Origin of the sequence: Methylobacterium sp. Leaf87 (assembly GCF_001422775.1) — a bacterium.
In the GTDB taxonomy this organism is placed as follows: Bacteria; Pseudomonadota; Alphaproteobacteria; order Rhizobiales; family Beijerinckiaceae; genus Methylobacterium.
Window position 1 is genome coordinate 125,800 of sequence record NZ_LMMI01000023.1, and the last position, 26,726, is coordinate 152,525.

Annotated in this window: 25 protein-coding genes; 17 read left to right on the forward strand and 8 right to left on the reverse strand. The window is 70.0% G+C overall.

All coding sequences use genetic code 11. From position 1 onward, the window contains the following. Positions 1–19: 19 nt before the first annotated feature. The 6 genes from ASF22_RS12960 to ASF22_RS12985 form a co-directional block, all read right to left on the reverse strand. Entirely contained in the window at positions 20–997 is a 978-nt protein-coding gene (locus tag ASF22_RS12960; RefSeq protein WP_056264916.1) for a xanthine dehydrogenase family protein subunit M, read from the reverse strand. Between the two features lie 116 nt (positions 998–1,113). Further along, positions 1,114–1,728 (reverse strand): 2Fe-2S iron-sulfur cluster-binding protein, encoded by a 615-nt coding sequence (locus ASF22_RS12965; RefSeq protein WP_056264919.1) that lies wholly within the window; start codon positions 1,726–1,728, stop codon positions 1,114–1,116. Positions 1,729–2,200: 472 nt separating this feature from the next. Beyond that, positions 2,201–4,528, reverse strand: coding sequence for a TonB-dependent receptor (locus ASF22_RS12970; protein WP_056264923.1), 2,328 nt, complete (start codon positions 4,526–4,528; stop codon positions 2,201–2,203). A 43-nt stretch (positions 4,529–4,571) separates the two neighbouring features. Continuing rightward, positions 4,572–4,931, reverse strand: coding sequence for a hypothetical protein (locus ASF22_RS12975; protein WP_056264926.1), 360 nt, complete (start codon positions 4,929–4,931; stop codon positions 4,572–4,574). 27 nt (positions 4,932–4,958) lie between these two features. After that, complete coding sequence (locus ASF22_RS12980) at positions 4,959–6,329, reverse strand: PepSY domain-containing protein (RefSeq protein ID WP_056264932.1); 1,371 nt, start codon at positions 6,327–6,329, stop codon at positions 4,959–4,961. Positions 6,330–6,471: 142 nt separating this feature from the next. Next, complete coding sequence (locus ASF22_RS12985) at positions 6,472–6,792, reverse strand: hypothetical protein (RefSeq protein ID WP_244474279.1); 321 nt, start codon at positions 6,790–6,792, stop codon at positions 6,472–6,474. Positions 6,793–6,995: 203 nt separating this feature from the next. Between ASF22_RS12985 and ASF22_RS12990 the strand changes: the two genes are divergently transcribed. From ASF22_RS12990 to murC, 5 genes are all read left to right on the forward strand, one after another. Then, positions 6,996–8,102, forward strand: coding sequence for a UV damage endonuclease UvsE (locus ASF22_RS12990; protein ID WP_056264939.1), 1,107 nt, complete (start codon positions 6,996–6,998; stop codon positions 8,100–8,102). Positions 8,103–8,149: 47 nt separating this feature from the next. Then, the gene (locus ASF22_RS12995; RefSeq protein WP_244473097.1) at positions 8,150–8,740 is read left to right on the forward strand and encodes an FUSC family protein; all 591 of its coding nucleotides are present in this window, start codon (positions 8,150–8,152) and stop codon (positions 8,738–8,740) included. Positions 8,741–8,855: 115 nt separating this feature from the next. Next, positions 8,856–10,022 carry a putative peptidoglycan glycosyltransferase FtsW gene (locus ASF22_RS13000; RefSeq protein ID WP_056165829.1) on the forward strand — a complete coding sequence of 389 codons (1,167 nt, stop codon included), beginning with the start codon at positions 8,856–8,858 and terminating at the stop codon, positions 10,020–10,022. Next, on the forward strand, positions 10,019–11,128 hold the full coding sequence (locus ASF22_RS13005; RefSeq protein WP_056264945.1) for a UDP-N-acetylglucosamine--N-acetylmuramyl-(pentapeptide) pyrophosphoryl-undecaprenol N-acetylglucosamine transferase: 1,110 nt from the start codon (positions 10,019–10,021) through the stop codon (positions 11,126–11,128). The genes ASF22_RS13000 and ASF22_RS13005 overlap by 4 nt, the downstream gene beginning before the upstream one ends. Before the next feature lie 55 nt (positions 11,129–11,183). Then, complete coding sequence (gene murC / locus ASF22_RS13010) at positions 11,184–12,599, forward strand: UDP-N-acetylmuramate--L-alanine ligase (RefSeq protein WP_056264947.1); 1,416 nt, start codon at positions 11,184–11,186, stop codon at positions 12,597–12,599. A 7-nt stretch (positions 12,600–12,606) separates the two neighbouring features. Here murC and ASF22_RS13015 read toward each other — a convergent pair whose 3' ends face one another. Beyond that, positions 12,607–12,996, reverse strand: coding sequence for a helix-turn-helix domain-containing protein (locus ASF22_RS13015; RefSeq protein ID WP_056264950.1), 390 nt, complete (start codon positions 12,994–12,996; stop codon positions 12,607–12,609). 10 nt (positions 12,997–13,006) lie between these two features. Next, positions 13,007–13,261, reverse strand: a complete 255-nt coding sequence (locus tag ASF22_RS13020) for a type II toxin-antitoxin system RelE/ParE family toxin (protein ID WP_082483690.1) — start codon at positions 13,259–13,261, stop codon at positions 13,007–13,009. A 62-nt stretch (positions 13,262–13,323) separates the two neighbouring features. On the opposite strand from ASF22_RS13020, the gene murB reads away from it, so the two are divergent. The 12 genes from murB (at position 13,324) to recN (ending at position 26,584) form a co-directional block, all read left to right on the forward strand. Then, complete coding sequence (gene murB / locus ASF22_RS13025) at positions 13,324–14,283, forward strand: UDP-N-acetylmuramate dehydrogenase (protein WP_056165841.1); 960 nt, start codon at positions 13,324–13,326, stop codon at positions 14,281–14,283. 28 nt (positions 14,284–14,311) lie between these two features. Further along, positions 14,312–14,542 carry an AbrB/MazE/SpoVT family DNA-binding domain-containing protein gene (locus tag ASF22_RS13030; protein ID WP_056165843.1) on the forward strand — a complete coding sequence of 77 codons (231 nt, stop codon included), beginning with the start codon at positions 14,312–14,314 and terminating at the stop codon, positions 14,540–14,542. Then, entirely contained in the window at positions 14,529–14,885 is a 357-nt protein-coding gene (locus ASF22_RS13035) for a type II toxin-antitoxin system PemK/MazF family toxin (protein WP_056264953.1), read from the forward strand. Before ASF22_RS13030 ends, ASF22_RS13035 begins: the two co-directional genes overlap by 14 nt. A gap of 38 nt (positions 14,886–14,923) precedes the next feature. Beyond that, positions 14,924–15,847, forward strand: a complete 924-nt coding sequence (locus ASF22_RS13040) for a D-alanine--D-alanine ligase (protein WP_056264956.1) — start codon at positions 14,924–14,926, stop codon at positions 15,845–15,847. Further along, on the forward strand, positions 15,814–16,767 hold the full coding sequence (locus ASF22_RS13045; RefSeq protein ID WP_056264959.1) for a cell division protein FtsQ/DivIB: 954 nt from the start codon (positions 15,814–15,816) through the stop codon (positions 16,765–16,767). The genes ASF22_RS13040 and ASF22_RS13045 overlap by 34 nt, the downstream gene beginning before the upstream one ends. An 81-nt stretch (positions 16,768–16,848) precedes the next feature. Next, positions 16,849–18,171 carry a cell division protein FtsA gene (ftsA, locus tag ASF22_RS13050; protein ID WP_056264962.1) on the forward strand — a complete coding sequence of 441 codons (1,323 nt, stop codon included), beginning with the start codon at positions 16,849–16,851 and terminating at the stop codon, positions 18,169–18,171. 128 nt (positions 18,172–18,299) lie between these two features. After that, positions 18,300–20,063 (forward strand): cell division protein FtsZ, encoded by a 1,764-nt coding sequence (gene ftsZ / locus ASF22_RS13055; RefSeq protein ID WP_056264965.1) that lies wholly within the window; start codon positions 18,300–18,302, stop codon positions 20,061–20,063. Positions 20,064–20,384: 321 nt separating this feature from the next. Further along, positions 20,385–21,332 (forward strand): UDP-3-O-acyl-N-acetylglucosamine deacetylase, encoded by a 948-nt coding sequence (gene lpxC, locus ASF22_RS13060; RefSeq protein WP_056264968.1) that lies wholly within the window; start codon positions 20,385–20,387, stop codon positions 21,330–21,332. Between the two features lie 245 nt (positions 21,333–21,577). Then, positions 21,578–22,456, forward strand: coding sequence for an outer membrane protein assembly factor BamD (locus tag ASF22_RS13065; protein WP_056165863.1), 879 nt, complete (start codon positions 21,578–21,580; stop codon positions 22,454–22,456). A gap of 265 nt (positions 22,457–22,721) precedes the next feature. Next, positions 22,722–23,528, forward strand: coding sequence for a CatB-related O-acetyltransferase (locus ASF22_RS13070; protein ID WP_162239560.1), 807 nt, complete (start codon positions 22,722–22,724; stop codon positions 23,526–23,528). Between the two features lie 12 nt (positions 23,529–23,540). After that, entirely contained in the window at positions 23,541–24,725 is a 1,185-nt protein-coding gene (locus ASF22_RS23110; RefSeq protein ID WP_082483693.1) for a glycosyltransferase family 2 protein, read from the forward strand. Between the two features lie 191 nt (positions 24,726–24,916). Continuing rightward, positions 24,917–26,584 carry a DNA repair protein RecN gene (gene recN, locus ASF22_RS13080; RefSeq protein ID WP_056264977.1) on the forward strand — a complete coding sequence of 556 codons (1,668 nt, stop codon included), beginning with the start codon at positions 24,917–24,919 and terminating at the stop codon, positions 26,582–26,584. Positions 26,585–26,726 lie beyond the last annotated feature (142 nt).

Here is a 26,726-nt window from a genome sequence, read left to right on the forward strand (position 1 = left end):
GCGGGAGGCTCGAAGGGTCTTAGGCCCTGAGCGCCTCGGTCACGACGGCGCGCAGGGTCCGGCGGGTGAGCGGAATCTTGAAGTCGTTGCCGCCCTGGCCCTTGGCCCCCGCCAGGACCGCATCGGCGGCCGCGTCCGGATCGCCGTTGGAGGCGACGAGGGCCGCCTCGGCCGCCGGGACCCGCCAGGGCTTGTGAGCGAGGCCGCCGAAGGCGAGGCGGGCGGCGCGGATCCGGCCATCGGCGTTCTTGTCGATCACCGCCGCCACGGAGATCACCGCGAAGGCGTAGGAGGCCCGGTCGCGGACCTTGCGGTAGAGATGCGTGCCGGCCACGGGCTCGCCGAGGGTCACGGCGGTGACGAGCTCGCCCGGCCGCAGCGCCGTCTCGATCTCGGGCGTGTCGCCGGGCAGGCGATGGAAGTCGGCGAGCGGGATCGTCCGCTCCGTGCCCTTGGCGTCGACGGTCTCGACAGTTGCGTCGAGGGCCCGCATCGCCACCGCCATGTCGGACGGGTTGGTGGCGATGCAGGCCTCGCTCGCGCCGAGCACGGCATGGATGCGGGTGAAGCCGCCGATGGCGGCGCAGCCGGAGCCGGGAGCCCGTTTGTTGCAGGCCTGCGTTGTGTCGTAGAAATACGGGCACCGGGTCCGCTGGAGCAGATTGCCGGCGGTGGTCGCCTTGTTGCGCAACTGCCCGGAGGCACCGGCCAGCAGCGCCCGCGACAGCACCGCGTAATCCCTGCGGATGCGGGGATGGGCAGCGAGGTCGGCATTGCGCACTAGGGCGCCGACGCGCACGCCGCCGTCACCGGTCTCCGTGACCTCCGCGAGGCCGAGCCGGTTCACGTCGACGAGGCGAGCCGGTGTCTCGACCTGCAGCTTCATCAGATCGAGCAGGTTGGTGCCGCCGGCGATGAAGCGGGTGTTCGGTTGCGCGGCCGCCATCTCGGCCGCTTCCGCCACGGTCTTCGGTCGGGCGTACGTGAAGGCTTTCATCGGCGCGGTACCCGTTCTGGTGGGGTCCTGTGGACAAGATACCCGTCCGTCCGAATCCCGAAGGGACAGCAAGGGGATGGGACGGGACGGTGTTTCCCGTGAAACACTCCGTTAACTCAGCCGCTGCGGCCCCCGGCGTCGACGATGGCCGCGACGATGTTCGGGTAGGCGCTGCACCGGCACAGATTGCCGCTCATGCGCTCGCGAATCTCGGCCTCGGTGAGTTGCGGGGCGGCCAGGAGGTCGGCGCTGGCGTGGCTCGGCCATCCGGCCTCGACTTCGGTCAGCATGCCCTTGGCCGAGCAGATCTGTCCCGGCGTACAGTAGCCGCACTGGTAGCCGTCATGATCGAGGAAGGCCGCCTGGAGCGGGTGTAGGGTGTCGCCCTTGGCCAACCCCTCGATGGTCTCGATGGCGTCACCCTCGTGCATGGCCGCGAGGGTCAGGCAGGCATTGATGCGGCGTCCATCGACCAATACCGTACAGGCCCCGCACTGGCCGTGATCGCAGCCTTTCTTGGTCCCGGTGAGATCGAGGTGCTCGCGCAGGGCGTCGAGGAGGGTGGTGCGGGTGTCGAGGACGAGGTCGCGTGCCTCGCCGTTGATGGTCAGGCGCACCGGCAGAGTCTGCGGGGCCGGGTCGCCGGGGGCCGTCGCGAGGGCGGCGAGACCCGGCCGGACGGTGCCGAACCCGGCGACCCCGAAGGCCGCGAGGGCGGCGGCCCCCTCCATGACCCTGCGGCGGCTCGGTCCAAGCCCTGAGCCAAGCCCTGAGCCAAGTCCTACTCCGAGCCCTGTCTCAAGTCCTACCCCGAGCCCTGTCTCAAGCCCTGTCCCATGCGGGACGGGCCGACGTGACCCGATCTCGCGGGCGGTCTCGTCGCTCATGCGCTGGTCCCCTGCATTCTCGCGATCGATCGCCCGGCCAATCCGAAGCCCGCACGGACAAGGGGGCGACCAGTCTGGAACCGATACGAAGTCTGGAACCGAACGCGCCGGGGGCGCCGTCCGATCCCGTTCCGCCGGCGCCAGTTGAAATAGGGCCGGGGCGCCCGCGCGGATCGGAACACGGGGACCGAGGATTCCGGACGTCCCGACCCGGCGACCGGCCTCCCCGGACACCCGACCCTACGCCACCCTGCCGAATGGGCGCGAAAAAGCCCGTTCGCGCAGGCGGGCGACGCCGGCGTACGCCCTCGGCGTCTCAGAACGACAGCTTCATGCCCGCCACCACCATGCGCGGCGCGCCGGCATAGACCGAACCGGTGATGCCCGCGAGGACACCGGCACCGTTGAGACCGCCGGTCCCGGCGTTCAGGCTGTTCGCGAGGTTCTGGACCGACGACGCGTAGGTGCGGTCCAGAAGGTTGCGTGCCTCGACGTAGAGGTTGAGACGCCGGGCGTAGCCGCCGGTCAGGTCGGTGACGTAGTGGACGTTGGCGTTGACGAGGGCGTAGCCCGGGGCTTTGAGCAGGTTGGCGTTGTCGACGAAGAAATCGTCCTGCGCCACCACCTCGACGAAGCCGCCGAGTCCCGAGAGGGGGCCGCCGACCTGCTCGTAGCCGAGGCGGGCGAGGAGCTGGTGGGCGGGCACGCCCGGGATGAGCTTGCCGGCCCGGTCGAACCGCGCGGTGAAGCTTACCCCGCTCAGCTGCTCGACGTAGCGGGTGTAGAACTGATCGTCGAAGGTGTAGGCGAGGGTGGCGCGCCAGCCCGGGCTGAAGGCCCAGTCCGCCGCGACCTCGATGCCGCGGTGCTCGGAGGCCGGGGCGTTGAAGGTGTAGGCCAGAAGCCCGGCGCCGGGCGATTGCGAGACCAGTTCGTTGCGGAAGAATTCGTAGAAGCCGGTGAGGCTGAAGCGCAGGCCCTCCCACGGAGTCCAGTCGGCGCCGAGATCGAAGCCGAGGTTCTGCTGGGTCTGCAGCTGGGTGTTGTTGCCCGGCACCCCGGCCGGCGTCACGAACAGGCTGCCGGCGGCCGGGGCGGTGTAGCCCGTGGCGGCCCGGCCGCGGAACGCCCATTCGGCGCTCGGCCGGTAGACCAGGGCGAGCTCCGGCGCGACGTTGAGGAAGCTGCGGTCGGCCAGGGCCGGACTCGTGGTCCGCCCGGCCGCCGAGTAGGCGTAGGCGAGGTTGCGCCCGGTGATCCAGGTGTTCTCGGCGCTGATCCCGACCACGCCGGTCCAGGTGTCCGACAGGGCGACCTCCGTCCGCGCCCGGCCGCCGAGGTTCGACTGGACGGCGAACTGATCGCCGATGAGGGCGCCGAGCGTCGGCCCCGCGAACGGTGTCAAGTTGAAGGTGGTGGCGTGGGAATCGAGGGCGCTGAAGGCGAGCGCCGCGTAGCTCACCGCCGGCAGACCGAACAGCTCCGAGCGGTGGGTGATGTCGCTCATCGCGTTGTAGGACGGCACGCTGCCGCGCCCGGAGCTCGTGAAGAACGCTTGGTTGATGTTGCGTTCGTCGAAGCCGACCTGGGTCCGCCACGTGGTCTGGGCGTCGATGTCGTGCTCCCAGCGCGCGGCTACGATGGTGCGCCGGTCCTTGCGCTCCAGCCCGACCTCCGTCGCCGTCACGGGGGAGGTGGCGCCGAAGGCGCCGTTGCGGAAGAAGCTGTAGGTGGTGCAGCCCGAAGCCGCGGTGGCGGCCGAGGCGCAGCCGCGCTGGTACGGGTTGATCCGGTACTGGTTCAGGGAGGCGCGCGCGGCGATGTCGGCGTGGAGCTCGTTGTTGATTACCTTCAGGGTGAAGCGGTTGTCGGGCGTCGGCGTGTAGCTCGCCAGCAGGTTGACGGTCTGCGTGTCGTAGGACGAATGGTCCTGGTAGCCGTTGGCGCGGACGTCGCTGGCGAACAGGCTGATCTCCACTGGGCCGCTGACGCCGCCGACGGTGAAGTAGTTGCTGAGATATCCGAAGCTGCCGGCATCGACGCCGACCTCGTAGCCCAAGATCTTCCCGTCCGAGATCTCCCGTCCCGTGCGGGTGCGGAACGCCAGCGCTCCGCCCGTGGCGTAATTGCCGAACAGCGCCGATTGCGGCCCCCGGAACACGTCGATGCGGGAATAGGCGCGCGGGTCGACGAGATCGAACCGCGAGAAACCGTCCGGCTGGGTCAGCACGAAACCGTCCTCGAGGACGACCATGTTGCGGGTGACCCCGGTGGAGCGGGCGTTGTTGCCGCGTACGGAGATGATCACGTCGCGGGCGCCGTTGCCCTGGCGCACGGTGACGCCGGGGCTGTCGAGCAGCACCGAGCCGATGTTCGTCGCCGGCCGGTTGGCGATGGTGCTGTCCCGCCCGACGGCGGTGACGATCTGGCCAACGGGATTCTCGATGACGCTCGCGGCCGAACCCGGCAGGGCGGCGACGCCGAAGCCGGTGCGTCCGGTCGGCCGTCCGGTGCCGTCGCCGACGACGGAGACCTCGTCGAGGGTGACGCTGGGCGCGACCTGCGCCTGCGCGGCGGCGGGCAGGCAGGCGGCGGGGAGGAGGAAGGCGGCGAGGCGCCGTCGTGCGGGAGAGAACAGCAACATGGGAAAACGCGTCCGATCGGTCGAAGGGGGAGGGGCGACGGGATCAGGACGAGAGGGGCGGGGCCCGGGGCTGGCCGGCGGGCCGGGGCCGGCGGAGGGAGGGGATCGGGGGCGGTGTCGCCCAGGCGACCGCGTGCCACCGGGCGGTGCGGGCCACCCGTGGGCCGGTCGGGACGAGGGGCGCGAGGGCGATGCCGGTGCAGAACGGGCAGGCCGCACAGGGGCCCGGCATCCCGTCCTCCGCCGCGACGGCGGCTTCGATGCCATGGCCGCAGATGATCGCGTGGGCCAGGGGATCGGGCGGGGGCAGGCGCAGGGCCGCCCCCGGCGCCAGGGCCTGCAGCCAGAGGGCCAGAATGAGAAGGACGGTTCCGAGGCGGTCCCGGAGGGCGCGGGAAGACACGGGCGACGCGCCCGGTAAGGGTCGGCTTCAGGCCGCGATCCGCCCGGCGAGGGCACGGCCGCCGCAATCGAGGAGGATCATCGCCAGGATCGCCGCGCCCGTGAGCGGGAACAGGGCCCCGAGGCCGAGAACCAGGAGCGTGACCCCGGCGACGACGCGGGGCGCACGCGGCCAGGGCGGGATGCCGAGACTCCCCGAGGGTCGGCGCTTCCACCACATCACCCCGGCGGTGACGCTCAGGAGGAGGCCGGCGAGGCAGACAGCGAGCATGAGGAGCTGGTTGAGCCGGCCGAAGGTCTCGCCCTTGTGCAGGCCGATGCCCCACTGGATCGCCCGGCCGACGATGCCGATCTCGGAAAAGCGCACGTCGACGAGGGCCTGGCCGGTGTACTGGTCGAGGGAGATCATGCGCTGGCGGGTGACGTCGCGCGGGTAGGCGGCGGCGGCGTAGACGCCGGTCTCGCCCACCGGCAGGGCGAGTTCGTAGCCCGCCGGCATGCCGCGCTCCACGAGGATCGCCGCCGCCCGGTCGAGGCCGATGGACTGGCCGGGGGCCGGCCGCGACAGGGGCACGGGGGCGTTCTCAAGGGCCCAGCCGGCGGTGGTGAGGGCGTCGCCCATGGGGACCGTCGACACCGGCACCCGCGCCCAGAGGGCGCTCGGCTGGCCGAGGCCGGCGGCGTTGGACAGCGCCCGCAGCTGGTGGCCCCAGACGATGGACCACGGCAGGCCGGTGAGCGCCAGGAACAGCAGGCCGCCTCCGGCCACAAAGCCCGTCACCGCGTGGAGATCGCGCCACCACACCCGGCGGCGCGGCGTACCCCGGACGCCGACGACCCCGCCGGACTGGCCGCGCGGCCACCACAGGTAGGTGCCGGTGATCACGAGCACGACGAGGAAGCCCGCCACCACCTCGACGATCCCGTTGGCCACCGGCCCGAAATACGACAGGCTGTGCAGGCGCCGGATCACCGCCATCACGTCGCCATCCGCCGCGACGTGGCCGACGATGTCGCCGTTGCACGGGTCGAGGGAGACCAGGGTCCTGGCCCCGTCCTTCACCAGGGTGACCACCGCCGGGGATGTCGGGCCGGCCGGGTCGAGGTAGGTGAGGGGGGTGGCGTCCGGCACCGCCTGGCTCGCCACGTAGACGAGGCGGTCCGGGCCCAGGGACGCTCCGTCCGAGGCCGGGACGACGAAGCGCCGGGTGAACAGGGCGGCGTTGATCTCGTCCTTGAACAGGTAGAGCGCCCCCGTGGTCGAGAGCAGGATCAGGAACGGCAGGCAGATCAGCCCGGCATAGAAGTGCCAGCGCCACACGGCGCGGTAGACCGCCTCGCGGGAGAGGCGAATGGGCGCGGCGAACGACGCGGCGGCGCCGGTGAGGGGGGAGGGCATGGTCGTCCTGGACGGTCGCGAGCGCTCGGGGCCGCGCCTCGCGGGCACGGCCGATCCATCGAACCCGTCCGGTCTGGCGGACGGTCGGTCGGGGATCGGGGCGCCGGCCGCACCGAAGCTCGGCGGCGGACGAAGGGCGCCCTCAGGCGACGGGCGGTGCCCGCGGTTGTGCGTCTCGTTCGGGGGGCGCCCGGGGCTGCGCGGCCGCGTGCGGGCGCCACGCCACGGCGACGCGGCGCCGGCTTGGCCAGACGACGCCGGTGGGCATGAGGGACGGCAGGTCGAGGCTCGCCACGGCCTGGGCCGCCGTACAGCAGGACACGTGCACGTGGACGGGAGCGGGCGCGTCCGGCCCGGCCTCGCCCGCCTCGTGCAGGCACAGGGCGGGGTCCACCCCGGGGGGCGACAGGGGCACGGCGGTCCCCAGGATGGCCTGCAGGCACAGGGCGTAGAGCGCGATCACGGCGATGATCGCGCGGCGGCTCGCTCCCCTGGGCCGATCTGCCTGCATGGAAGCGGGTAAAGGCGAGGCCCGCCGCCCCGTCAATGCCTGTCCGGGGAGCGGAGGCCGGGCGCGACGTTTTTCATCGGGGCTGTGGCCCGCACGCGTCGGGTCGGGCGGGACCAAACCGGCCCAGCGGCGTTGGGGCCAGGATGACTCAGACGATGACCCAGACCCCGAACCTTCCCGCACCCCTGACCGATGGCGAACCGCGCCTCGGCTTCTGCTGCAAGTTCATCCTCGAAGCCCCGCCGGAGAGCTTCAAGACCCTGAAGGCCGCCCGCGAGGCGGCCCTGGAGATGAACCTCAGCCACGTCACCATGGCCAACCTCACGCGCCTCGCGCCTGCGGACCGCCGAGTGAAGCTGGAGGATCTGGCCCGCCACAACCTCGGCGCCCTAGAGCGGCAGATCGCCTGGGTCGCCGCGCGTCCGCCCCTCGAGCGGCTGCTGCGCATGGCGAGCAACGTGCTCCCCGGCTACACGCACCCGGTGGCGAGCGACATCTACGCCGAGCCGGGCCTGCGCGCCCTGATCGAGCCGGGGCTCGCCCGCATCGGCGATCTCGCCCGGGCGGCCGGCGTGCGCCTCAGCTTCCATCCCGGTCAGTTCTGCGTCATCGCCTCGCGCAACCCGTCCGCGCAGGCGAACGGCATCGCCGAGTTCGAGTATCACGCCGAGGTGATGGCGCTGATGGGGTACGGCTCCGGGTGGCACCCGTATGGGGCGCACATCAACATCCATGTCGGCGCCCGCGACCCCGGCGTCGAGGGGTTTCGCGCGAGCCTGCCCCTGCTCTCGCAAACGGCGCGCGACCTCATCACCGTCGAGAACGACGAGAACGCCTTCGGCCTCGACACGGTGCTGCAACTCGCCGACGTCGTACCAGTGGTGCTCGACCTCCATCACCACTGGGTCGAGAGTGGCGGCGCCTACATCGAGCCCGAGGATCCGCGCATCGCGCAGGTGCGCGATTCGTGGCGCGGCGTGCGCCCCATCGCGCATATCAGCGTCTCGCGGGAGAATCTCCTGGCGGACACCGACCCCGAGGCCGCACCCGATTTCGTCGCGCTCTCGGCCGCCGGCCATTCCCGCCGCGACCTCGCGGCCCATTCGGACATGATGTGGAACCGCGCCGTCAACGCCCTCGTCGGCCGGCACCTCGCCTGGGCGGATTTTGAGATCGAGGCGAAATCGAAGAATCTCGCCTCAGGTCAGATCGCCGCGCAGGTCGCCCCCGGCCTCGCTTCCGCGACGAAGGCGGCGGCCTGAGCCTCATCGAGTGAGTCCCATCGAGTGAGTTCCGTGGAGTGAGTCCCGTGGAGCAGGAGCTGCGCGAGCCCCCGGTCCTGCCGGGCGAGGCGACGCGGGACGAGGTCCGCATCGGCTGGCTGCGCCAGCAGATCGGTCGCCTGCGCAAGCGTATGCCCTTGCGCCGGCGCCTCGTCGGCGGGGCCGCGCACGGGCTGATGTCGGCGTCCGCCGCCCTCATCGCCTACATGCCGACCCAGGCGCTGAACCTCCGCGAGGGATTCTGGAGCGCCATCACGGCCATCGCGGTGGTGCAGACGGAGTTCCGCGCCACCCGCACCATGGCCCGCGACCAGTTCCTGGGCGCAGCCACGGGCGGCCTCATCGGTCTTGGCGTGCTCAGTACCGTGGGTCAGGACCTCGTCGCCTACGCGGTCGCCGTCATCCTCTCGCTCACCGCGTGCTGGCTCCTCAACGTCGCGAGCGCCGGGCGCCTCGCCGGCATCACCGCCACCATCATCCTGCTCGTGCCCCATGTCGGCACCGCCCAGCAGATGTTCGGCTCACGCCTCCTCGAGGTCGGTTGGGGCGTCACCGTCGCCATCGCGGTGGGCTGGGTGGCGACACGGATGATGCGCCATCCCGAGGATGGGGCCTGACCGCAAAGGATTGGTTTACCATTCCGGCACAGGATCGCGCCGTGCCGGCTCCCGATGCTGCCGGCGGCCGGCGGCTGCTCCTTCGAGCGCCCAGGCCTCACGGAGAGCGCTCACCATGATGTCCCGCGCGGAACGCACGCCTCTCACCGATTGGTGGTGGACCGTCGATCGCGGCCTGCTGGCGGGCCTCGGCGCCCTCATGGTGGCCGGCCTCGTCTTCCTCATGGGCGGCGGTCCGCCGGTGGCCGAGAAGATCGGCCTGCCGACCTTCCACTTCCTCAACCGGCAGGCGCTCTACCTCGCGCCGACCCTGCTGATCATCGTGGCCGTGTCGTTCCTGTCCCTGCGCCACATCCGGCGCGTGGCCCTGGCGACGTGGCTCATGGGCGTGGTCCTGTGCGTGCTCGCCGGCAAGTTCGGGCCGGAGATCAAGGGCGCGCATCGCTGGATCCAGTTCGGCCCCTTCGGCCTGCAGCCGTCGGAATTCGTCAAGCCCGCCTTCGTGGTGGTGGCCGCCTGGGCCTTCTCGGAGGGCGCCCAGCGCCGCGACATGCCTGGCGGCCTGCTGGCGATCCTGCTCCTGCCCATCACCATCGTGCCCCTCGTGCTCCAGCCGGATTTCGGCCAGACCATGCTCATCACTATCGTGTGGTGCGCGCTGTTCTTCGTGGCCGGCCTGCACTGGTTCTGGGTCGCGGGCCTCGGCATCGCCGGACTGCTCGGCGTCGGCGTCGCCTACCGCTTCCTGTACCACGTGCGCGAGCGCATCGACCGGTTCATGAACACCGAGTCCGGCGACAACTTCCAGGGCTTCTGGGCGCACGAATCGTTCAACGCCGGCGGCTGGCTCGGCGTCGGGCCGGGCGAGGGCCTGGCCAAGCGCCACCTGCCCGACGCGCACACCGACTTCCTGTTCTCGGTGATCGGCGAGGAGTTCGGCGTCCTCGTCTGCCTCGGCCTCGTGTCGCTGTTCGCCTACCTGGTCATGCGCGGCCTGAAACTCGCCCGGCGCACGGACGACACCTTTTCGCGCCTGGCGATCACGGGTCTGGTCACCTTGTTCGGGCTCCAGGCCTGCATCAACATGGCGGTGAACGTCCAGCTGATGCCCGCCAAGGGCATGACCCTGCCGTTCGTCTCCTACGGCGGCTCGTCGATGCTGTCCCTGGCCCTCGGCATGGGCTTCCTCGTCGCCTTGACCCGCAAGCGCCCGCGCACCACCACCCTGAGCCAGAAGCCGCCGGGGACCGCCCCGGCGACCGTCGCCGGAGTGATGCGTTGACCGTCGCCACCGCTACCATCCTCCTGTGTGCCGGCGGCACGGGCGGCCACCTGTTTCCGGCCGAGAGCCTCGCCCACGTCCTGCGCGCGCGCGGGATGCGGGTGGTGCTCGCCACCGACGCGCGGGTCGATTCCATCGCCACGGGGTTTCCAGCCTCCGAGATCGTCACCATCGCGTCGGCCACGCCTTCGGGCCGGTCCCCGGTGAAGCGCGGCCTCGCCCTCCTCACCCTGGGGCGCGGCTTCGGCGTCGCCGCGCGGCAGATCAAGCGCCTCGATCCCGCCGCCATCGTGGGCTTCGGCGGCTACCCCACGGTGCCGCCCATGCTCGCCGGGCAGATCCTGCGGGTGCCGACGGTTCTGCACGAGCAGAACGCCGTCATGGGCCGGGCCAACGCCTTCCTGGCCCGCGGCGCGCGGGCCATCGCCACGGGCTTCCGGGAGGTCCGCGGCGTGCCCCTCAAGGCGCTGGCGCCCCACACCCACACGGGCAATCCCCTGCGCCCGGCGGTGATCGCGGCCGCGGCCACGCCCTATCCCTCCGTCGGGCCAGGCGACCCCCTCCACCTCCTCGTCTTCGGCGGCAGCCAGGGCGCGCGGGTGATGGGCGAGGTGGTGCCCAAAGCCATCGCGAGCCTGCCGGCGGACCTGCGCGCCCGCCTCCACCTCGTCCAGCAGGTGCGGGCCGAAGATCTCACGGCGGTGCAGAACCTCTATCTCGGCCTCGGCCTCGGCGGTTTCGAGGCGGCGCCCTTCTTCAAGGACCTGCCGTCCCGCATGGCCGCCGCCCACCTCGTCGTCGGGCGGTCCGGCGCCTCCACGGTCTCGGAACTCGCCGCCATCGGCCGGCCGTCGATCCTGGTGCCGCTCCCCGGGGCGCTGGATCAGGATCAGGCCGCCAACGCCGCGACCCTGGCCTCCATCGGCGCGGCCCTGGCGATTCCCCAGAGCCAGTTCACGCCCGATCGCCTCGCGGCCGAACTCGTGGACCGCTTCACGGAGGGTGGGAAATTGACCGCGGCGGCGGCAGCGGCCAAAAGCGCGGGCATCCACGACGCCGCCGAACGCCTCGCCGACATCGTCGTCGCCACGGCCGCCCGCACCTGATCTTCCCCTCCATGGGCGCCGCCTCGGGTGCGCCCGGCCTGGACTGGTTCATCCCATGAAGCTGCCCGACAAGCTCGGCCCCATCCACTTCATCGGCATCGGCGGCATCGGCATGTCCGGCATCGCCGAGGTGATGATGAACCTCGGCTACACCGTCCAGGGCTCCGACGCCTCGGACAACGCCAACGTCCGACGTTTGGCCGAGAAAGGCATCCGCACCTTCGTCGGCCACAGCGCCTCGAACGTTGAGGACGCCGCCCTCGTGGTCGTCTCCACGGCGATCCAGCGCGACAACCCCGAACTCGTCGCCGCCCGCGAGCGCCGCCTGCCGGTGGTGCGCCGGGCCGAGATGCTGGCCGAGCTCATGCGCTTCAAGTCGTGCGTCGCCATCGCGGGCACCCACGGCAAGACCACCACGACGTCCCTGGTCGCGACCCTGCTCGACGCCGGCAACATGGACCCCACGGTCATCAACGGCGGCATCATCAACGCCTACGGCACCAACGCCCGCATGGGCGAGGGCGAGTGGATGGTGGTGGAGGCCGACGAATCCGACGGCACCTTCCTCAAGCTGCCGGCCGATGTCGCCATCGTCACCAACATCGACCCCGAGCACCTCGACCATTTCGGCTCGTTCGACGCGGTCAAGGACGCGTTCCGGCGCTTCATCGACAACATCCCGTTCTATGGCTTCGCCGTGATGTGCATCGACCACCCGGTGGTGCAGGACCTCGTCGGGCACATCGAGGACCGCCGTATCATCACCTACGGCGAGAACCCGCAGGCCGATGTGCGCCTCATCGACATCGATCTGCGTGGCGGCCAGAGCAAGTTCCGGGTGATGATCCGCGACCGGCGGCCGGGCTTCCGCATCGAGATGGAGGACCTTGTCCTGCCGATGCCGGGCAAGCACAACGCCCTCAACGCCACGGCGGCGCTCGCCGTCGCGCACGAGCTCGGCGTCGAGCCGGAGGCGATCCGCAAGGCGCTCGCCGGCTTCGGCGGGGTCAAGCGCCGCTTCACCAAGACCGGCGAGTGGAACGGCGCCCTGATCTTCGACGATTACGGACACCATCCCGTGGAGATCAAGGCGGTGCTCAAGGCCGCCCGCGCCTCCACGGACGGCAACGTGGTGGCCATCGTCCAGCCCCACCGCTACACCCGGCTGGCCTCCCTGTTCGACGATTTCTGCACCTGCTTCAACGACGCCGACACGGTGATCGTCGCCCCCGTCTACGCCGCCGGGGAACCCCCCATCGAAGGCATGGACCGCGACGGCCTCGTCGCGGGCCTCAAATCGCGCGGCCACCGCGATGCCATCGCCCTGGACCGCTCCGAGGATCTCGCCGGCATCGTCGCCGGGCGGGCGAAGGCGGGCGACTACGTCGTGTGCCTGGGCGCGGGCAACATCACCCAATGGGCCTACGCCCTGCCGGGCGAGCTGGCGGCGCTCGGGGGGGTGGCGGGGTGACAGACGCTCACGCGGCCTTGGCGTCCGGCAGAAGATCGTCCGGATCGACGCCGAGCACTGCGGCGAGAGATCGGTAGTCCGTGGTGTCGCCCGCGTATGCGCCTTGCTCCATCGCCGCGAGATCAGGCTCCGTGATGCCGGCCCGTTCGGCCAGCGCCGCCGCAGCCATGCCGCGGCGCTCGCGCCAGAAAACGAGGGGCGTCGGCGCCGCGCGCAGGGCATCGAGGTCGGCCTCGCTCAACAGCTCGTCGGCGCCTGTATCGAGCCGCCTCCGCGAAGCGGCGAGGTCGCGTGGATCCGACGCGTCCTCGGCCAGGGCGACGAGGCGTTCGAACTCGGCTTCGGGAAGAATGACGATCGCTTCGCCGGCCGGCGTTCTCGTGCGGACGGTGGTCATGTCGCTGGTCCTAATCGTAGATCGACCCACGCGGTCCGACATCATGCACAATGACCCGATCGGGCTCGTTCGTGAAAATCACCCGCCAATCGCCGACGCGGCGGCGACAGCCGTCCTGACCTTTCAGGGCCTTGATGTTGTTGACCAGGGCGTCCGGATCTTCGGCGAGTTGGCGCAGTTTGGCGCGGATCAGGGCCTCCGTCGTCGCCGGCATCCGGCTCAGGGCACAGGCCGCCGGGCGGGTGAAAACGATCGCCCTGTCCATGCCCCCACCCGCCCATCGGCTCTGCAATTTTTAATTGATTATGCCGAAAGGCACCAGCACCCATGACCGCCTTCCCCGATCTCACCCCCGCCTTCCCCGATCTCACCCCCGCCATCCGCGCGGCCGCGCCCGCCCTGCGCGGGCGCCTCATCGCCAACCAGCCCCTGTCCGACCTGACCTGGTTCCGGGTCGGCGGGCCGGCGCAGGTGCTGTTCACCCCGGCCGATGCGGAGGATCTCGCCGCCCTGCTGGCCGGCCTCGACCCGGAGATCCCCGTCACGGTGATCGGCCTCGGCTCGAACCTCATCGTGCGCGACGGCGGCGTGCCGGGCGTGGTCGTGCGCCTCGGCGGCAAGGCCTTCGGGTCGGTCGCGATCGACGGCGATCACCTGCGCGTCGGTACCGCCGTGCCCGACATGCGCCTCGCCAAGGCGGCGGCGGAAGCCGGCCTCGACGGGCTCGCGTTCTTCCGCGGCATCCCCGGCTCCATCGGCGGGGCGCTCCGCATGAATGCCGGGGCCCATGGCGGCGAGACCACGGACGTGCTGATCGTTGCCGAGGGCGTCGACCGGAAGGGCGACCGGCGGACGTTCGGCCACGCCGAGATGGGGTTCGCCTACCGCCACAGCGGGGCCCCCGACGACGTGATCTTCACCCATGCCGTGTTCCGGGGCCGTCCGGGTGATCGCGAAAGCATCGAGGCCGAGATGGATCGGGTCACGGCGGCGCGCGAGGCCGCCCAGCCCATCCGCGAGCGCACCGGCGGCTCGACCTTCAAGAACCCGCCCGGCGGCAAGGCCTGGCAGCTCGTCGACGCCGCCGGCTGCCGGGGCCTGCGGGTCGGCGGTGCCGAGGTCTCGCCCATGCACTGCAACTTCCTGATCAACCGCGATGGCGCCACGGCGGCCGACATCGAGGGCCTCGGCGAGGAGGTGCGCCGGCGCGTGCGCGAGACCAGCGGCGTCGACCTACATTGGGAGATCAAGCGCATCGGCCTCGACGCCTCCGCTGTAAGTCGGTAAGTCGTAAGGACGCTTCTGGAGTACAGCCATGGCCCACGCCGTTCGAACCGCCTATTCCAAGGTTTCCGTGAAAAGCCAGACGGTCCTGCCCGCCGAGGTTCGCGCCAAGCTCGGGATCGCGCCCGGAGACCGCCTTCGCTATGTGCTGACGGCCGATGGGATCCGGATCGAGAAGGCGCAGCCGGAGGTTGAGGACCCGTTCGTGACCTTCACGGAATGGGCGAGCCCCATCGACGACGAAGACTATGCCAACCTCTGACCGTCAGGCGCTCGTCGCCGGCACCGTCATTGTCGTGCCTTTTCCATACTCCGATCGTCTCGCGGAAAAGCGCCGCCCGGCCGTCGTTGTCTCCGGTCCCGCCGTGGCCGAGGCCGGCTTGGTTTGGATCGCCATGATCACCAGCGCACGCCATGCGAACAGGGCGGGAGACCTTCCGATTTCGGACCTCGAAGCTGCCGGTCTCGAAACCGCTTCGATGGTGCGCCCGTCCAAGATTGCCTGCATCGAGCCGTCGCGCATCCTGCGCCGAATCGGCGCCTTGCCGGTCCATGCCGCCGAGGCGGTCTTTGACGCCGTCCGCATTCGGATTGGTCCCGTCTGATCCCTTGTCCTGTCCGCATCCGCCTTCCGGAGCCTCCCATGTCTCAGCACGTCGCCGTCCTCATGGGCGGGTGGTCCTCCGAGCGCCCGGTCTCGCTCAATTCCGGCAACGCCTGCGCCGAGGCCCTGGAGGGCCGCGGCTACCGGGTGACCCGCGTCGATGTCGGACCGGACATCGCCACGGTGCTCACCGACCTAAAGCCCGACGTCGCCTTCAACGCCCTGCACGGGCCGGCGGGCGAGGACGGCACGATCCAGGGCCTGCTGGAGCTGCTGCGCATTCCCTACACCCACTCGGGCGTGCTCGCCTCGGCGCTCGCCATGCACAAGGAACGTGCCAAAACGATCATGCGGGCGGCCGGTGTGAGCGTTCCCGAGGGCCGCGTCGTTAACCGTCATGCGGCCGCGAAGTCACACCTGCTGACGCCGCCCTACGTGCTCAAGCCGGTGGCCGAGGGCTCGTCCATGGGCGTCGTCATCGTGCGCGACGCGAGCGCCCCGCCGCCCCGGGACGTCGGCCGGGCGGATTGGGGCTACGGCGATGATATCCTTATCGAAACCTACGTCGCCGGACGCGAGCTGACCTGCGCGGTGATGGGCGACAAGGCCCTCGGGGTGATCGAGATCAAGACCGCCTCGGGGGACTGGTACGACTACGATGCGAAGTACGCCGAAGGGGGGTCGATCCACGTCCTCCCGGCAGAAATTAAACCAAATCTTTACCAGCGTGTCCAAGAGTTGTCGTTAACGGCGCATCAAGCACTCGGGTGCCGGGGCATCAGCCGTGCGGACCTCCGCTTCGACGACACACCGGGTGGAACCGGTGCCCTCGTCGTCCTGGAGGTCAACACGCAACCCGGCATGACGAAGACGAGCCTTGTGCCGGAGATCGCAGCCCACGCTGGTCATAGTTTCGGTGAGCTCGTCCAATGGATGGTGGAGGACGCAACGTTGGGCCGCTGAGCGGGTCGGGTCATTCCGGCGGCGCAGGCTTCGCCCCGGCCCGCGCCCTGCGCGACGCCGTGACCGCACGCCTGCGGCGCCTGGGTCCGGGCCGCCGCTCGCGCCTCGCCCTGCCCATCGAGCGGCGCATCCCGCGCCACCTCGGCACCCTGGCCATGTCCGTGTCCTTCGCCGCCCTGGCGCTGACGGGCTTCGTCGCCAGCGGCCGCTACGAGCGCTTCGTCCTCGAGAACGGCCGCCCCTTCGACATTCTCGCGCGCCTGGCCGGCTTCGGCGTCGAGCGCGTCACCATCGCGGGGATCGCTCGCCTCTATGAGCGCGAAGTGCTCCAGGCCGCCGGCATCGACGGCCACTCGTCGGTGGTGTTCCTCGACGTCAACGAGGTCCGCGACCGGCTGATGCAGGTGCCCCTCATCGCCAGCGCCTCCGTGCGCAAGGTGTACCCGAACGAGATCGTCATCACCCAGGTCGAGCGCGAGCCCGCCGCCCTGTGGCAGCGCAACGGAATCATCTCGGTCATCGCCGCCGACGGCAAGGTGATCGACGAGATGCGGGACGACCGCTACGCCGCGCTCCCCCTCGTGGTGGGGGAGGGCGCCAACGAGCGCCTCAAGGATTACCTCGCCCTCATCGAGGCCGCCGGCACCCTCGCCGAGCGGGTCAAGGCCGGAACCTACGTCTCCGGCCGGCGCTGGACGCTCAAGCTCGACGGCGTCGACATCCGCCTGCCCGAGACCGGGGCGGCGGACGCGCTCGCCCGCCTCGTGCGCCTCGAGCGCGACAACCGCATCCTCGAGAAGGACATCATCGCGGTGGACCTGCGCATGCCCGACCGGGTGGTGGTGCGGCTCACCGAGGAAGCCGCCGCCGCCCGCGCGGAATCCCAGAAGAAGCCCAAGGCCAAGGGAGCCGCCACGTGACCCGCGACATGAGCCGCACGATCCGTCCGGCGCATCCCGCGTCCACGCCGACTGTCCCCGCGTTCCCGGCCCGGTAGCACCATGCACCACCAGCACGGCCTCACCCCGCGGCTCAAGCCGCTCTCCGCCCGACGGAGCACCACCCTCTCGGTGCTCGACATCGGGACGAGCAAGATCGTCTGCCTCATCGCCGAGCTTCAGCCGGCCGAGGCGCTCTCGACCCTGCGCGGTCGCACCCACTTCGCCCGCATCATCGGCATCGGCCACCAGCGCTCGCAGGGGCTGAAGGGCGGCGCCATCGTCGATCTCGAAGCCGCCGAGGGCGCCATCCGCCAGGCGGTCCACGCCGCCGAGCGCATGGCCAAGGTCGAGGTGCAGTCCGTCATCGTCAACATGTCGGGCGGCCGCATCGGCTCCCAGCATTTCGAGGCCCGGGTCAACACCCGCACGGGCACCGTCACGGGGACGGACGTGGAGCGCGTGCTGGAGACGGCCTCCGCCCACGGCGTCAGCCCCGGCCGGGCCGTGCTCCACGCCCTGCCCACGGGCTACGCCATCGACGGCCAGGGCGCGGTCATCGACCCGTCGGGCATGATGGGCGACGCGCTGGGCGTCGATCTCCACGTGGTCACCGGCGAGGCCGCCGCCGCCCGCAACCTCATGCTGGCGGTGGAGCATTGCCACCTCGGCGTCGAGGCGGTCATCGCCACCCCCTACGCCGCGGGCCTGTCGGCGCTCGTCGACGACGAGGCCGAGATGGGCGTCTGCGTCGTCGACATGGGCGGCGGCACCACCAGCGTCGGCGTGTTCTCCGGCGGCCACCTCGTCCATGTCGACGCCATCGCGGTCGGCGGCCACCACGTCACCATGGACATCGCCCGCGGCCTCTCCACCCGGGTCGCGGCCGCCGAGCGCCTGAAGACCCTCTACGGCTCGGCGCTTCCCACGGCGTCGGACGACCGCGACATGATCGCGATCCACGGGGTCGGCGAGGACGAGGGCGACGCCCCCACCCACGTGCCGCGCTCGCAGCTCGTGCGGATCATCCGCCCGCGCGTCGAGGAGGTCCTCGAACTCGTGCGGGACCGCCTGCGCAACGCAGGCTTCTCGGCCCAGGCCGGGCGCCGGGTGGTGCTCACGGGCGGGGCGAGCCAGCTCGTCGGCCTGCCGGAAGTCGCCCGCCGGGTGATGGAGGGGCAGGTCCGCATCGGCCGGCCGCTCGGCATCCGCGGCCTCCCCGAGGCCGCCAAGGGACCCGCCTTCTCGGCGGCGGTGGGGCTCCTGGTCTACCCGCAGGTGGCCCACGCGGAGCACTTCGAACCACGTGGGCACGGCGCCTTCGCGGGCACCGGAACGGACGGCTACTTCTCGCGCGTCGGACGCTGGCTCCGCGAGAGTTTCTAGAGGAACGACCGCCGTCGCGCCCCAAACCCCCGGCATCGGGGGTGGGCGCGAACGGCCAGACGAGAATCGGCGCCTCCCTCCATCGAGGCGTCAAATGAAACGTGAAAGGCACGAGAGGCTCGACACCCATGGCCATCAGTCTGCAGGCACCTGACATCCGGGAACTGAAGCCCCGCATCACCGTCTTCGGCGTCGGTGGAGCCGGCGGCAACGCCGTCAACAACATGATCGAATCCGGCCTGCTCGGCTGCGAGTTCGTCGTTGCCAACACGGATGCCCAGGCCCTCACCTCCTCCAAGGCCGAGCGCGTGATCCAGATGGGTCTCGGCGTGACGCAGGGGCTCGGCGCCGGCTCGCACCCGGAGGTCGGCTCGGCCGCCGCCGACGAGGTCATCGACGAGATCCGCGACCAGCTGTCCGGCGCCCACATGTGCTTCATCACCGCCGGCATGGGCGGCGGCACCGGCACCGGTGCGGCCCCCGTCATCGCCCGCGCGGCCCGCGACATGGGCATCCTCACCGTCGGCGTCGTCACCAAGCCCTTCCAGTTCGAGGGCGTGCGCCGGATGCGCACGGCGGAGGCCGGCATCCAGGAGCTCCAGGCCGCCGTCGACACGCTCATCGTGATCCCGAACCAGAACCTGTTCCGGGTCGCCAACGAGAAGACCACCTTCGCCGACGCCTTCGCCATGGCCGACCAGGTGCTCTACTCGGGCGTCGCCTGCATCACCGACCTCATGGTCAAGGAAGGCCTCATCAACCTCGACTTCGCCGACGTCCGCGCGATCATGCGCGGCATGGGCAAGGCCATGATGGGCACCGGTGAGGCCTCCGGTGAGAACCGCGCCAACCGGGCGGCGGAAGCGGCCATCGCCAACCCGCTCCTCGACGACGTGTCGATGAAGGGCGCCCGCGGCCTGCTGATCTCCATCACGGGCGGCAACGACCTCACCCTCTACGAGCTCGACGAGGCCGCCACCCGCATCCGCGAGGAGGTCGACTCGGACGCCAACATCATCCTCGGCGCCACCTTCGACGAGAGCCTCGACGGCATCATCCGCGTCTCCGTGGTCGCCACCGGCATCGAGCCGGCCCTGATCACGGCCCATTCGCAGAACAACCCCGAGATCCAGCAGACCGAGCAGCGGATCGCCGAGGTGGCCGAGCGGCTTCGGGCGGAAGCGAGGGCCCGGGCGGCGCAGCCCGCCACCACCTTTCGCGCCCCCGGACAAGACCAGCCCCTGACCGCTCCCGCAGCCGCCCCGGTCGTCGCCCCCGTCGCTCCGGCGCCGGTCCAGGCTCCGCGCCCCGCCCTGTCGGAGGCCATGGCCCCCGTCGAGCCAGTGCGGATGGAGATGGCCCCCGTCATCCGCGACGAGGTCGTGCTGACCCAGACCCAGCCCCGCGCCGCCATGGCGTACGAGCCGGCCCCTCTGCCGCTGCCGGAGCCGGCTCCCCTCCAGGCCGCCGGCCCGTTCGTGCCGCCGCGCCCGGCCGTTGCCGTCGCCCGCGCGCCGCGCATGCCGCAGATCCAGGACCTGCCGATGCCGGCCCAGGCCCAGCTCCGCGCCAGCCGCGGCGAAGAGCCGGCGGAGCCCGCCGCCGATACCAAGCGGATGACGCTCCTGCGCCGCCTCGCCACCGTCGGCTTCGGCGGACGCCGCGAGGAGGCCGAGGCCGCCCCCGTGCCGGTGCCGGTGCGCGCTCCGGCCAGCCCTGTGCCGCAGGCCCCCGCCGACTACGCCAAGCGGGCGCCCGCGCCCGTCGCCCAGGGCTACCGCCCGGCCCAGGGCAACCTCGACCCGCAGGGCCGGGTACAGGCCCCGCAGGCCCGGATGATGGACGACGATCAGCTCGAGATCCCGGCCTTCCTCCGTCGCCAGGCCAACTGAACGCCCCGGACGGGGCCCATCTCCGTCCGGTCTGATGTGTTTTTGCAACGCACCCGGGGTCTTGCGACCTCGGGTGACGTGCGTGGTCAAGCGATTGATCGCGCAGAGGTTTTTCGATCGCTCTCCAAACGCTGCATTGTAACACAGCGTAAGAATCCGTGATTTGGTCCCGGTTTGGGGCGGGGCTATACGAATTTTGGAACGAAAAGCGCGGCGGTTTCGCCGCCCGCGCTCGCGGGGCTTCAAGCAGCGGACGGATCACGGGAACGACTTGCCTCCCTCGAAGGAGGCCTGCGTTCGATCACGGCCGAGGGCTATGGAATGCGAACGAACCATCAAACGACACTCAAGGCACCGGCCACCCTCAGGGGGATCGGCGTGCATTCCGGGAACCCGGCGGAGATCACCCTCCACCCCGCGCCGGCGAACCACGGAATCGCGTTCCTCCGCACCGGCATGCCCACCGGCAACGATCGCCTCATCAAAGCCCACCACGCCTGCGTGTCCGCCACCGAACTCTGCACCGTCATCGGCGATGTCCAGACGGGCGCCGTGGCCACCATCGAGCACCTGATGTCCGCCCTCTACGGGCTCGGGCTCGACAACGTCCTCGTCGAGATCGACGGCCCCGAGATGCCGATCCTCGACGGCAGCGCCCGTCCCTTCGTGCAGGCCATCGACGCCGTCGGCCTCACCACCTGCGGCGCCGCCCGGCGCTGGATCAAGGTTCTGCGCCCCGTCCGCATCGAGGTGGACCGCGCTTTCGCCGAACTCCGCCCCATCGACCGCGGCTTCCGCCTCGACGTGGAGATCGATTTCGAGAACCCGGTGATCGGCCGCAGCCGCAAGGCCATGGACCTCACCCCCTCCGCCTATCGCCGCGAGATCGCGGGCGCGCGCACCTTCGGGATGATGCGCGACGTCGAACGCTACTGGAAGGCCGGGTTTGCCCTGGGCGCCTCCCTCGAGAACACCGTCGCGGTGGGCGAGACGGCGGTCGTGAACCCCGAGGGCCTGCGCTACGCCGACGAGTTCGTCCGCCACAAGTTCCTCGACGCCGTCGGCGACCTCGCGCTTGCCGGCCTGCCGCTCCAGGGCGCCTACCGCTCCTATTGCGGCGGCCACCGCATGAACGTCGGCGTGCTGACCGCCCTGTTCTCCGACCGGGCCAACTACGCCATCGTCGAAGCCGCCAGCCCGCGCCGCGAGACCAGCCTCGCCGAATTCGGCAACAGCCTCGGCCTCGCCGCCTTCGCGGGCGAACTCTGACATCGGGATCTGTAGCGGGCCCGCAACATCCGGTCCGCAAATCGGTGGGCTCAGGGCAAAGGCCGAGCCGGCCGCCGTTTTCACGCCCAAATCGCGCGCCACGGTGAATCGTCCGTGAAACGGGGCAAGGTCCGCTGGGCAACGCAGCCGGACCGTGGCATCACGCCGTCAGCCACGCGACCGACACCTGTGATGGCTTGACGACGCGCGTCCCGAGCGGGCCGCCTGTTGGGGGAAGTACCGGAATGCGCCTCACTCATCCGAACCGCGGTGCGATGGCGGCCGTGCTTCTCACGCTCTGCGGCGTGGGCCTCGGCGGCTGCGACGCCCTCGATTCGATCAACCCCTTCGCTGAGAAGTACAAGCCGGAAGTCGTGCCGGATGTTCCTGCCGACAAGCTCTACAGCGACGGCCTGGCGCGGATGGAGGACAAGGACTACGAGGGCGCCTCGAAGAAATTCGGCGAGCTCGACAAGGCCTACAGCTATTCCGACTGGTCGCGCCGTGCGCTGCTGATGACGGCCTACTCGAACTACGAGGGCCAGAAGTACGACGACGCCATCTCGGCCTCGAAGCGCTACCTCCAGCGCCACCCGGCGAGCAAGGACGCGGCCTACGCCCAGTACCTGATGGCGATGTCGCACTACAAGCAGATCCCCGACGTGACCCGCGATCAGGATCGCTCGGAGAAGGCGCTCGCCGGACTGCAGGAGCTCGTCCAGAAGTATCCGACCTCGGAATACGCGACCGACGCCAAGGCCAAGATCCAGATCACCCGCGACCAGCTCGCCGGCAAGGAGATGGAGGTCGGCCGCTTCTACCTCGAGCGTCGCAACTTCCCCGCCGCCATCAACCGCTTCCGCGATGTGGTGAGCAAGTACCAGACGACCCGCCACGCGGAGGAAGCCCTGGAGCGCCTCGTCGAGGCCTATATGGCGCTCGGCATCACCGCCGAGGCGCAGACAGCCGCCGCCGTGCTGGGCCACAACTTCCCCGACAGCCCCTGGTACAAGGACGCCTTCGCGCTCCTGCAGAACGGCGGCCTGGAGCCGCGCGAGGAAAAGTCCTCGTGGCTGAGCAAGGTCTATCGCGGCGTCGTCGGCCGGACCGCCGAAGCGCAGTGACCTGAGCCAGCGGCCCCGCTCGGGGCCGCCGTTCGACCGCCCGACCCAGGTAGGAGGGGGGGCTTCCAGTTCGAAGTTACCGCGGTTTCCGAGGCGGACCATACCACCGCCGATCATCGACTTTGTATCACCTTTTCCGAAAGCGGAGATCCACCGCTTGGGTCCATGTTCTCTGCTTTTGGAGCGACGTCACCGCCTCATGCTCGTACGCAGAACGACCCGGCTGTTGCGGAAGGTCGGCATCCTCCCTCCGATTCATCGACCGATGCCGACGCCGGTTTCGGTCCCGATCGATGACGCTCCTGCACCCGTTCAGCCGCGGATGACGGCGGATGGTCGCTACGTCATAACTGCCGAACTCAAGGCGACGCTGAATGCACGCGGCGTCGATTCCGCGCCGCCGCCGGACGGCCGGGTGCTTCCGCCCAACAGCGTCTTCGAGCCGCCCTGCTCCCTGCAGTGGATGGATATCCTAGGCCGGATTTCCGTGGGCAGCTTCAGCTACGGCGTCTCCGGTCACTTCAACAACGTCACGATTGGGCGGTACGTCTCCATCGGCGACGAGGTCCAGATGGGACGGGGCGATCACTCGATCGATTGGCTGAGCACCTCGCCGTTCTTCTATCTGCACGAGACGATCATTCCAGTCGGTCGCGACTTCGCAGACGCCGACGCCTACCATGCGTTCGATCCGGACACGGCCGGAAGCGCGGGGTTCGTTCAAGGCAGTACCATCGTGATTGGGAACGACGTCTGGATCGGCCACCGTGCCTATGTCCGGCCCGGCGTGACCATCGGAACGGGCGCGATCATTGGTGCCTACGCGGTGGTGAGCCGTGATGTTCCGCCGTATGCCATCGTCGTGGGGAATCCGGGCCGGGTCGTCCGCTACCGCTTCGATGAGGCGCTCATCGCGCGTCTGCTCGCCTCGAATTGGTGGACGCTCGCGCCGTGGCAGCTGAAGGGGATCGATGTGTCGCGCCCCGCCGAATCCATCGAAGCAATTGAGCGCCGCGTTGCGGAGTCGGAGCCTTACAAGCCGGATCCCATTCATCTGGTTGATTTGGTCTAGCGACTGCCATCGATGGACCTGCAGCGCTGGACGTTCCATGCTTGGCAGCGCATACGATGCTTTGCTGCTAGGCCGCGGTTCCACGATACCTATCAGTATCTCCTAGAGCGTCCTGAGGAGCGGCACTTCGACCGCTGCGGCTCGGACCTGCGGCACGAGACCCCGTTCTTCTCGAAACGCGTCTACGAGAACAGCCGCCGGAAACGCTTTTTTTCACGCCGGGACGCATATCGGGATTGGCTCGCCGTCGGTCGCACCCGCGGGCTCGAATTCGGCGCAGGGTTGAATACCTATCTAAAAGTCGTTCTTAAGATAAAGGATGACGCGTATTTGCTGCCGAAATGGATGGACTACTATGGTCGTCTCGTTGGGTGGCATAATATCATCGTCATGGACTGTGGGTCGAGAGATGAGGCGTATCTGAGCCTGCTTGCGGAATATAGAGAACGAGTTTTGCTGTTCTCATATCCACATTACTACGACAATCTGCACGACGTTGCGTTCAATTTGAATTTCTATCGATTTGTATCACGAAGCTGCAAGTATCTTTGTGTGGTCGATGCGGACGAGTTCGTGTTCGGCTACCGGGACGGGACCATCGGGGGGGACAATCTGCTCTCGATTCTGTCGGAGGGCGATGAGCCAATCTATCCGGGCACCTGGTATCAGAACATCGCCGCGCCGGCGGAGCGATCCGATGACCGTGCGTGGCAAGGACCGCTGCGCTTCGATGTCTCACGGGATGCGATCGCGGCCGGGACCTTCAACGGAAAGGCGATCGTGCGTTCGAACATCTGCCCCGATCTCACCCATGTCGGTCACAATCTCCACGTTGGGGACGTTGCCGCGCGCATCCGGCCGGACGCGTGCGGCCGGATCGGGGTGCTCCATGTCTCGAATCTTGGCTCCACGCAGGCCAGAATGCGAGTTCTCAGGCACCTGAAGGCCAAGGGTTTGGTTCCGTCGGACATGCCCTCCGACTCCGTCGCGGATTTTCTTGCCGAAGCGATCGCGCGAGGGTCGATCGCTCAAGGCGATCGGCATTACGCGGACCAATTCCTGCGAGCCGGTGAGGTCGCGGCCGCACCGGGGCCCACCTTCGAAACGGATCTGATCGCCCGCTCGGTTCGCGAGAGGAATCCGGACTTCCAGCGACAGATCGAAGCGTTCGATTTCGCTGCGCTGCTTCCCCACTGATCACTTGAGCGGAACGGGCGCCAAGGATGCCCAACTGCATTTTGCGCGTGAACCCGGGAAGCGTTATGGCTAAGAGTGCCCCTGACAGAATCCGTACCTGACGCCGTCCCTCGACCGGACATCACGGTGCGTTGGGACGCAGGTATCCGGTGGAGAGGACCCGTCCCAGTGGAGAGGACCCGCGCCGCAGCATGCTGAGCCAGCTCGCGATCCGCGACATCGTCCTCATCGACAAGCTCGACCTGAACTTTCGCGAGGGCCTCAGCGTCCTGACCGGCGAGACGGGGGCGGGCAAGTCGATCCTGCTCGACGCCTTCGCCCTGGCGCTCGGCGGGCGCGGCGACGGCCGGCTCGTGCGCCACGGCGAGGCGCAGGGCGCCGTGACCGCCGTGTTCGACATCGGCCTCGACCACCCCGCCCGGGCGCTGGCCGCGCAGGCCGACCTCGACACCGAGGGCGATCTCATCCTGCGCCGCATCCAGATGGCCGACGGCCGCACCCGGGCCTTCGTCAACGACCAGCCCGTGGGTGTGCAGGTCCTGCGCGCCATCGGCCTCGCCCTCGTGGAGATCCACGGCCAGCACGACGATCGCGCGCTCGCCGATCCGGGGACGCATCGCGCCATCCTCGACGCCTTCGGTGGCCTCCAGGCGCCCCTCGGTCAGGTGAGCGAGGCCGCCAAGCGCGTACGCGCCGCCCGCGCCAGCCTCGCCGAGCACCGGGCCCGGGTGGAGGCCGCGCGCAAGGAGGTCGACTTCCTGCGCCACGCCGTGGACGAGTTGGAGACCCTCGATCCGAAGGCCGGGGAGGAGACGGCCCTGGCCGAGCGCCGCACGGTGATGCAGCAGGGCGAGAAGGTCGCCCGTGAACTCAACGAGGCCATCGAGGCGTCGGGTGGTCCGGGCGTCGCCCACCTCTCTTCCGCCCTGCGCAAGCTCGAGCGCCGGGCCGGACAGTTGCCCGCCCTGGTCGAGCCCTGCGTCGCCGCCCTCGATGCCGCCCTGACGGCCCTCGACGAGGCCCATACGGTTCTGGACGCCGCCTTGCGCGAGGCCGAGTTCGACCCGCGCGAGTTGGAGCGGGTCGAGGAGCGGCTGTTCGCGCTCCGCGCCGCATCGCGAAAGTACGACGTGCCCGTGGACGATCTCGCGGCGCTGCGCGAGCGCTACGCGTCGGACGTCGCCGCCATCGATGCCGGCGAGGAGGCCCTCGGCGGCCTGGAAAAGACCCTGGCGGGGGCCGAGGCCGCCTACGCCAAGGCGGCGACGAAGCTCACCGAGGGGCGCCGCAAGGCGGCCAAGGCCCTCGACGCGGCGGTGAAGGGCGAATTGCCGCCGCTCAAGCTCGAACGCGCCCGCTTCATCACCGAGATCAGCACCGACCCGGACTCGCGGGATGCCGCGGGCTACGACCGCGTCGAGTTCTGGGCGCAGACCAATCCGGGCACCCGGCCCGGGCCGATGATGAAGGTCGCGTCCGGCGGCGAGCTGTCGCGCTTCATGCTCGCCCTCAAGGTCGTACTCGCCGACAAGGGCTCGGCGCCGACCCTGATCTTCGACGAGATCGACACCGGCGTCGGCGGGGCCGTGGCCGACGCCATCGGCGCCCGCCTGGGGCGCCTCGCCACCCGGGTTCAGGTGGTGGCCGTCACCCACGCGCCTCAGGTGGCCGCCCGGGCCGAGACCCATTTCCTCATCGCCAAGGACCCGGTGAAGGGCAGCGACCGCGTCGCCACCCGGGTCGCGTCCCTGGCCGCCCCGGCCCGGCGCGAGGAGATCGCCCGGATGCTCGCCGGCGCCACCGTGACCGACGAGGCCCGCGCGGCGGCCGCCCGCCTGCTTCAATCGGCGGATGCGTGATGCACCTGGGACACGGACAGCGTTAAGATTTTGTTTACCATGATCGCGGACTCTCACGTGGTGACGGGCACGCGCCTGATTCGGCGTCGGCGTTGAACATCGCTCGAGACGAGGGACTGCGACGTGGACCAGAGAATCACCG

What these genes read in the sequence shown, in the direction of transcription:
- ASF22_RS13070 (WP_162239560.1), top strand. Translation starts at nt 22,722, where the DNA reads ATGCCGACGCCGGTTTCGGTCCCGATCGATGACGCTCCTGCACCCGTT.
- ASF22_RS13040 (WP_056264956.1), top strand. Translation starts at nt 14,924, where the DNA reads ATGTCTCAGCACGTCGCCGTCCTCATGGGCGGGTGGTCCTCCGAGCGC.
- ASF22_RS13000 (WP_056165829.1), top strand. Translation starts at nt 8,856, where the DNA reads ATGATGTCCCGCGCGGAACGCACGCCTCTCACCGATTGGTGGTGGACC.
- ASF22_RS13045 (WP_056264959.1), top strand. Translation starts at nt 15,814, where the DNA reads ATGGATGGTGGAGGACGCAACGTTGGGCCGCTGAGCGGGTCGGGTCAT.
- ASF22_RS12980 (WP_056264932.1), bottom strand. Translation starts at nt 6,329, where the DNA reads ATGCCCTCCCCCCTCACCGGCGCCGCCGCGTCGTTCGCCGCGCCCATT.
- murB (WP_056165841.1), top strand. Translation starts at nt 13,324, where the DNA reads ATGACCGCCTTCCCCGATCTCACCCCCGCCTTCCCCGATCTCACCCCC.
- ASF22_RS23110 (WP_082483693.1), top strand. Translation starts at nt 23,541, where the DNA reads ATGGACCTGCAGCGCTGGACGTTCCATGCTTGGCAGCGCATACGATGC.
- lpxC (WP_056264968.1), top strand. Translation starts at nt 20,385, where the DNA reads ATGCGAACGAACCATCAAACGACACTCAAGGCACCGGCCACCCTCAGG.
- ASF22_RS13030 (WP_056165843.1), top strand. Translation starts at nt 14,312, where the DNA reads ATGGCCCACGCCGTTCGAACCGCCTATTCCAAGGTTTCCGTGAAAAGC.
- ASF22_RS13015 (WP_056264950.1), bottom strand. Translation starts at nt 12,996, where the DNA reads ATGACCACCGTCCGCACGAGAACGCCGGCCGGCGAAGCGATCGTCATT.
- recN (WP_056264977.1), top strand. Translation starts at nt 24,917, where the DNA reads ATGCTGAGCCAGCTCGCGATCCGCGACATCGTCCTCATCGACAAGCTC.
- ftsZ (WP_056264965.1), top strand. Translation starts at nt 18,300, where the DNA reads ATGGCCATCAGTCTGCAGGCACCTGACATCCGGGAACTGAAGCCCCGC.
- ASF22_RS12960 (WP_056264916.1), bottom strand. Translation starts at nt 997, where the DNA reads ATGAAAGCCTTCACGTACGCCCGACCGAAGACCGTGGCGGAAGCGGCC.
- murC (WP_056264947.1), top strand. Translation starts at nt 11,184, where the DNA reads ATGAAGCTGCCCGACAAGCTCGGCCCCATCCACTTCATCGGCATCGGC.
- ASF22_RS13065 (WP_056165863.1), top strand. Translation starts at nt 21,578, where the DNA reads ATGCGCCTCACTCATCCGAACCGCGGTGCGATGGCGGCCGTGCTTCTC.
- ASF22_RS12965 (WP_056264919.1), bottom strand. Translation starts at nt 1,728, where the DNA reads ATGGAGGGGGCCGCCGCCCTCGCGGCCTTCGGGGTCGCCGGGTTCGGC.
- ASF22_RS13035 (WP_056264953.1), top strand. Translation starts at nt 14,529, where the DNA reads ATGCCAACCTCTGACCGTCAGGCGCTCGTCGCCGGCACCGTCATTGTC.
- ASF22_RS12970 (WP_056264923.1), bottom strand. Translation starts at nt 4,528, where the DNA reads ATGTTGCTGTTCTCTCCCGCACGACGGCGCCTCGCCGCCTTCCTCCTC.
- ASF22_RS12990 (WP_056264939.1), top strand. Translation starts at nt 6,996, where the DNA reads ATGACCCAGACCCCGAACCTTCCCGCACCCCTGACCGATGGCGAACCG.
- ftsA (WP_056264962.1), top strand. Translation starts at nt 16,849, where the DNA reads ATGCACCACCAGCACGGCCTCACCCCGCGGCTCAAGCCGCTCTCCGCC.
- ASF22_RS13020 (WP_082483690.1), bottom strand. Translation starts at nt 13,261, where the DNA reads ATGGACAGGGCGATCGTTTTCACCCGCCCGGCGGCCTGTGCCCTGAGC.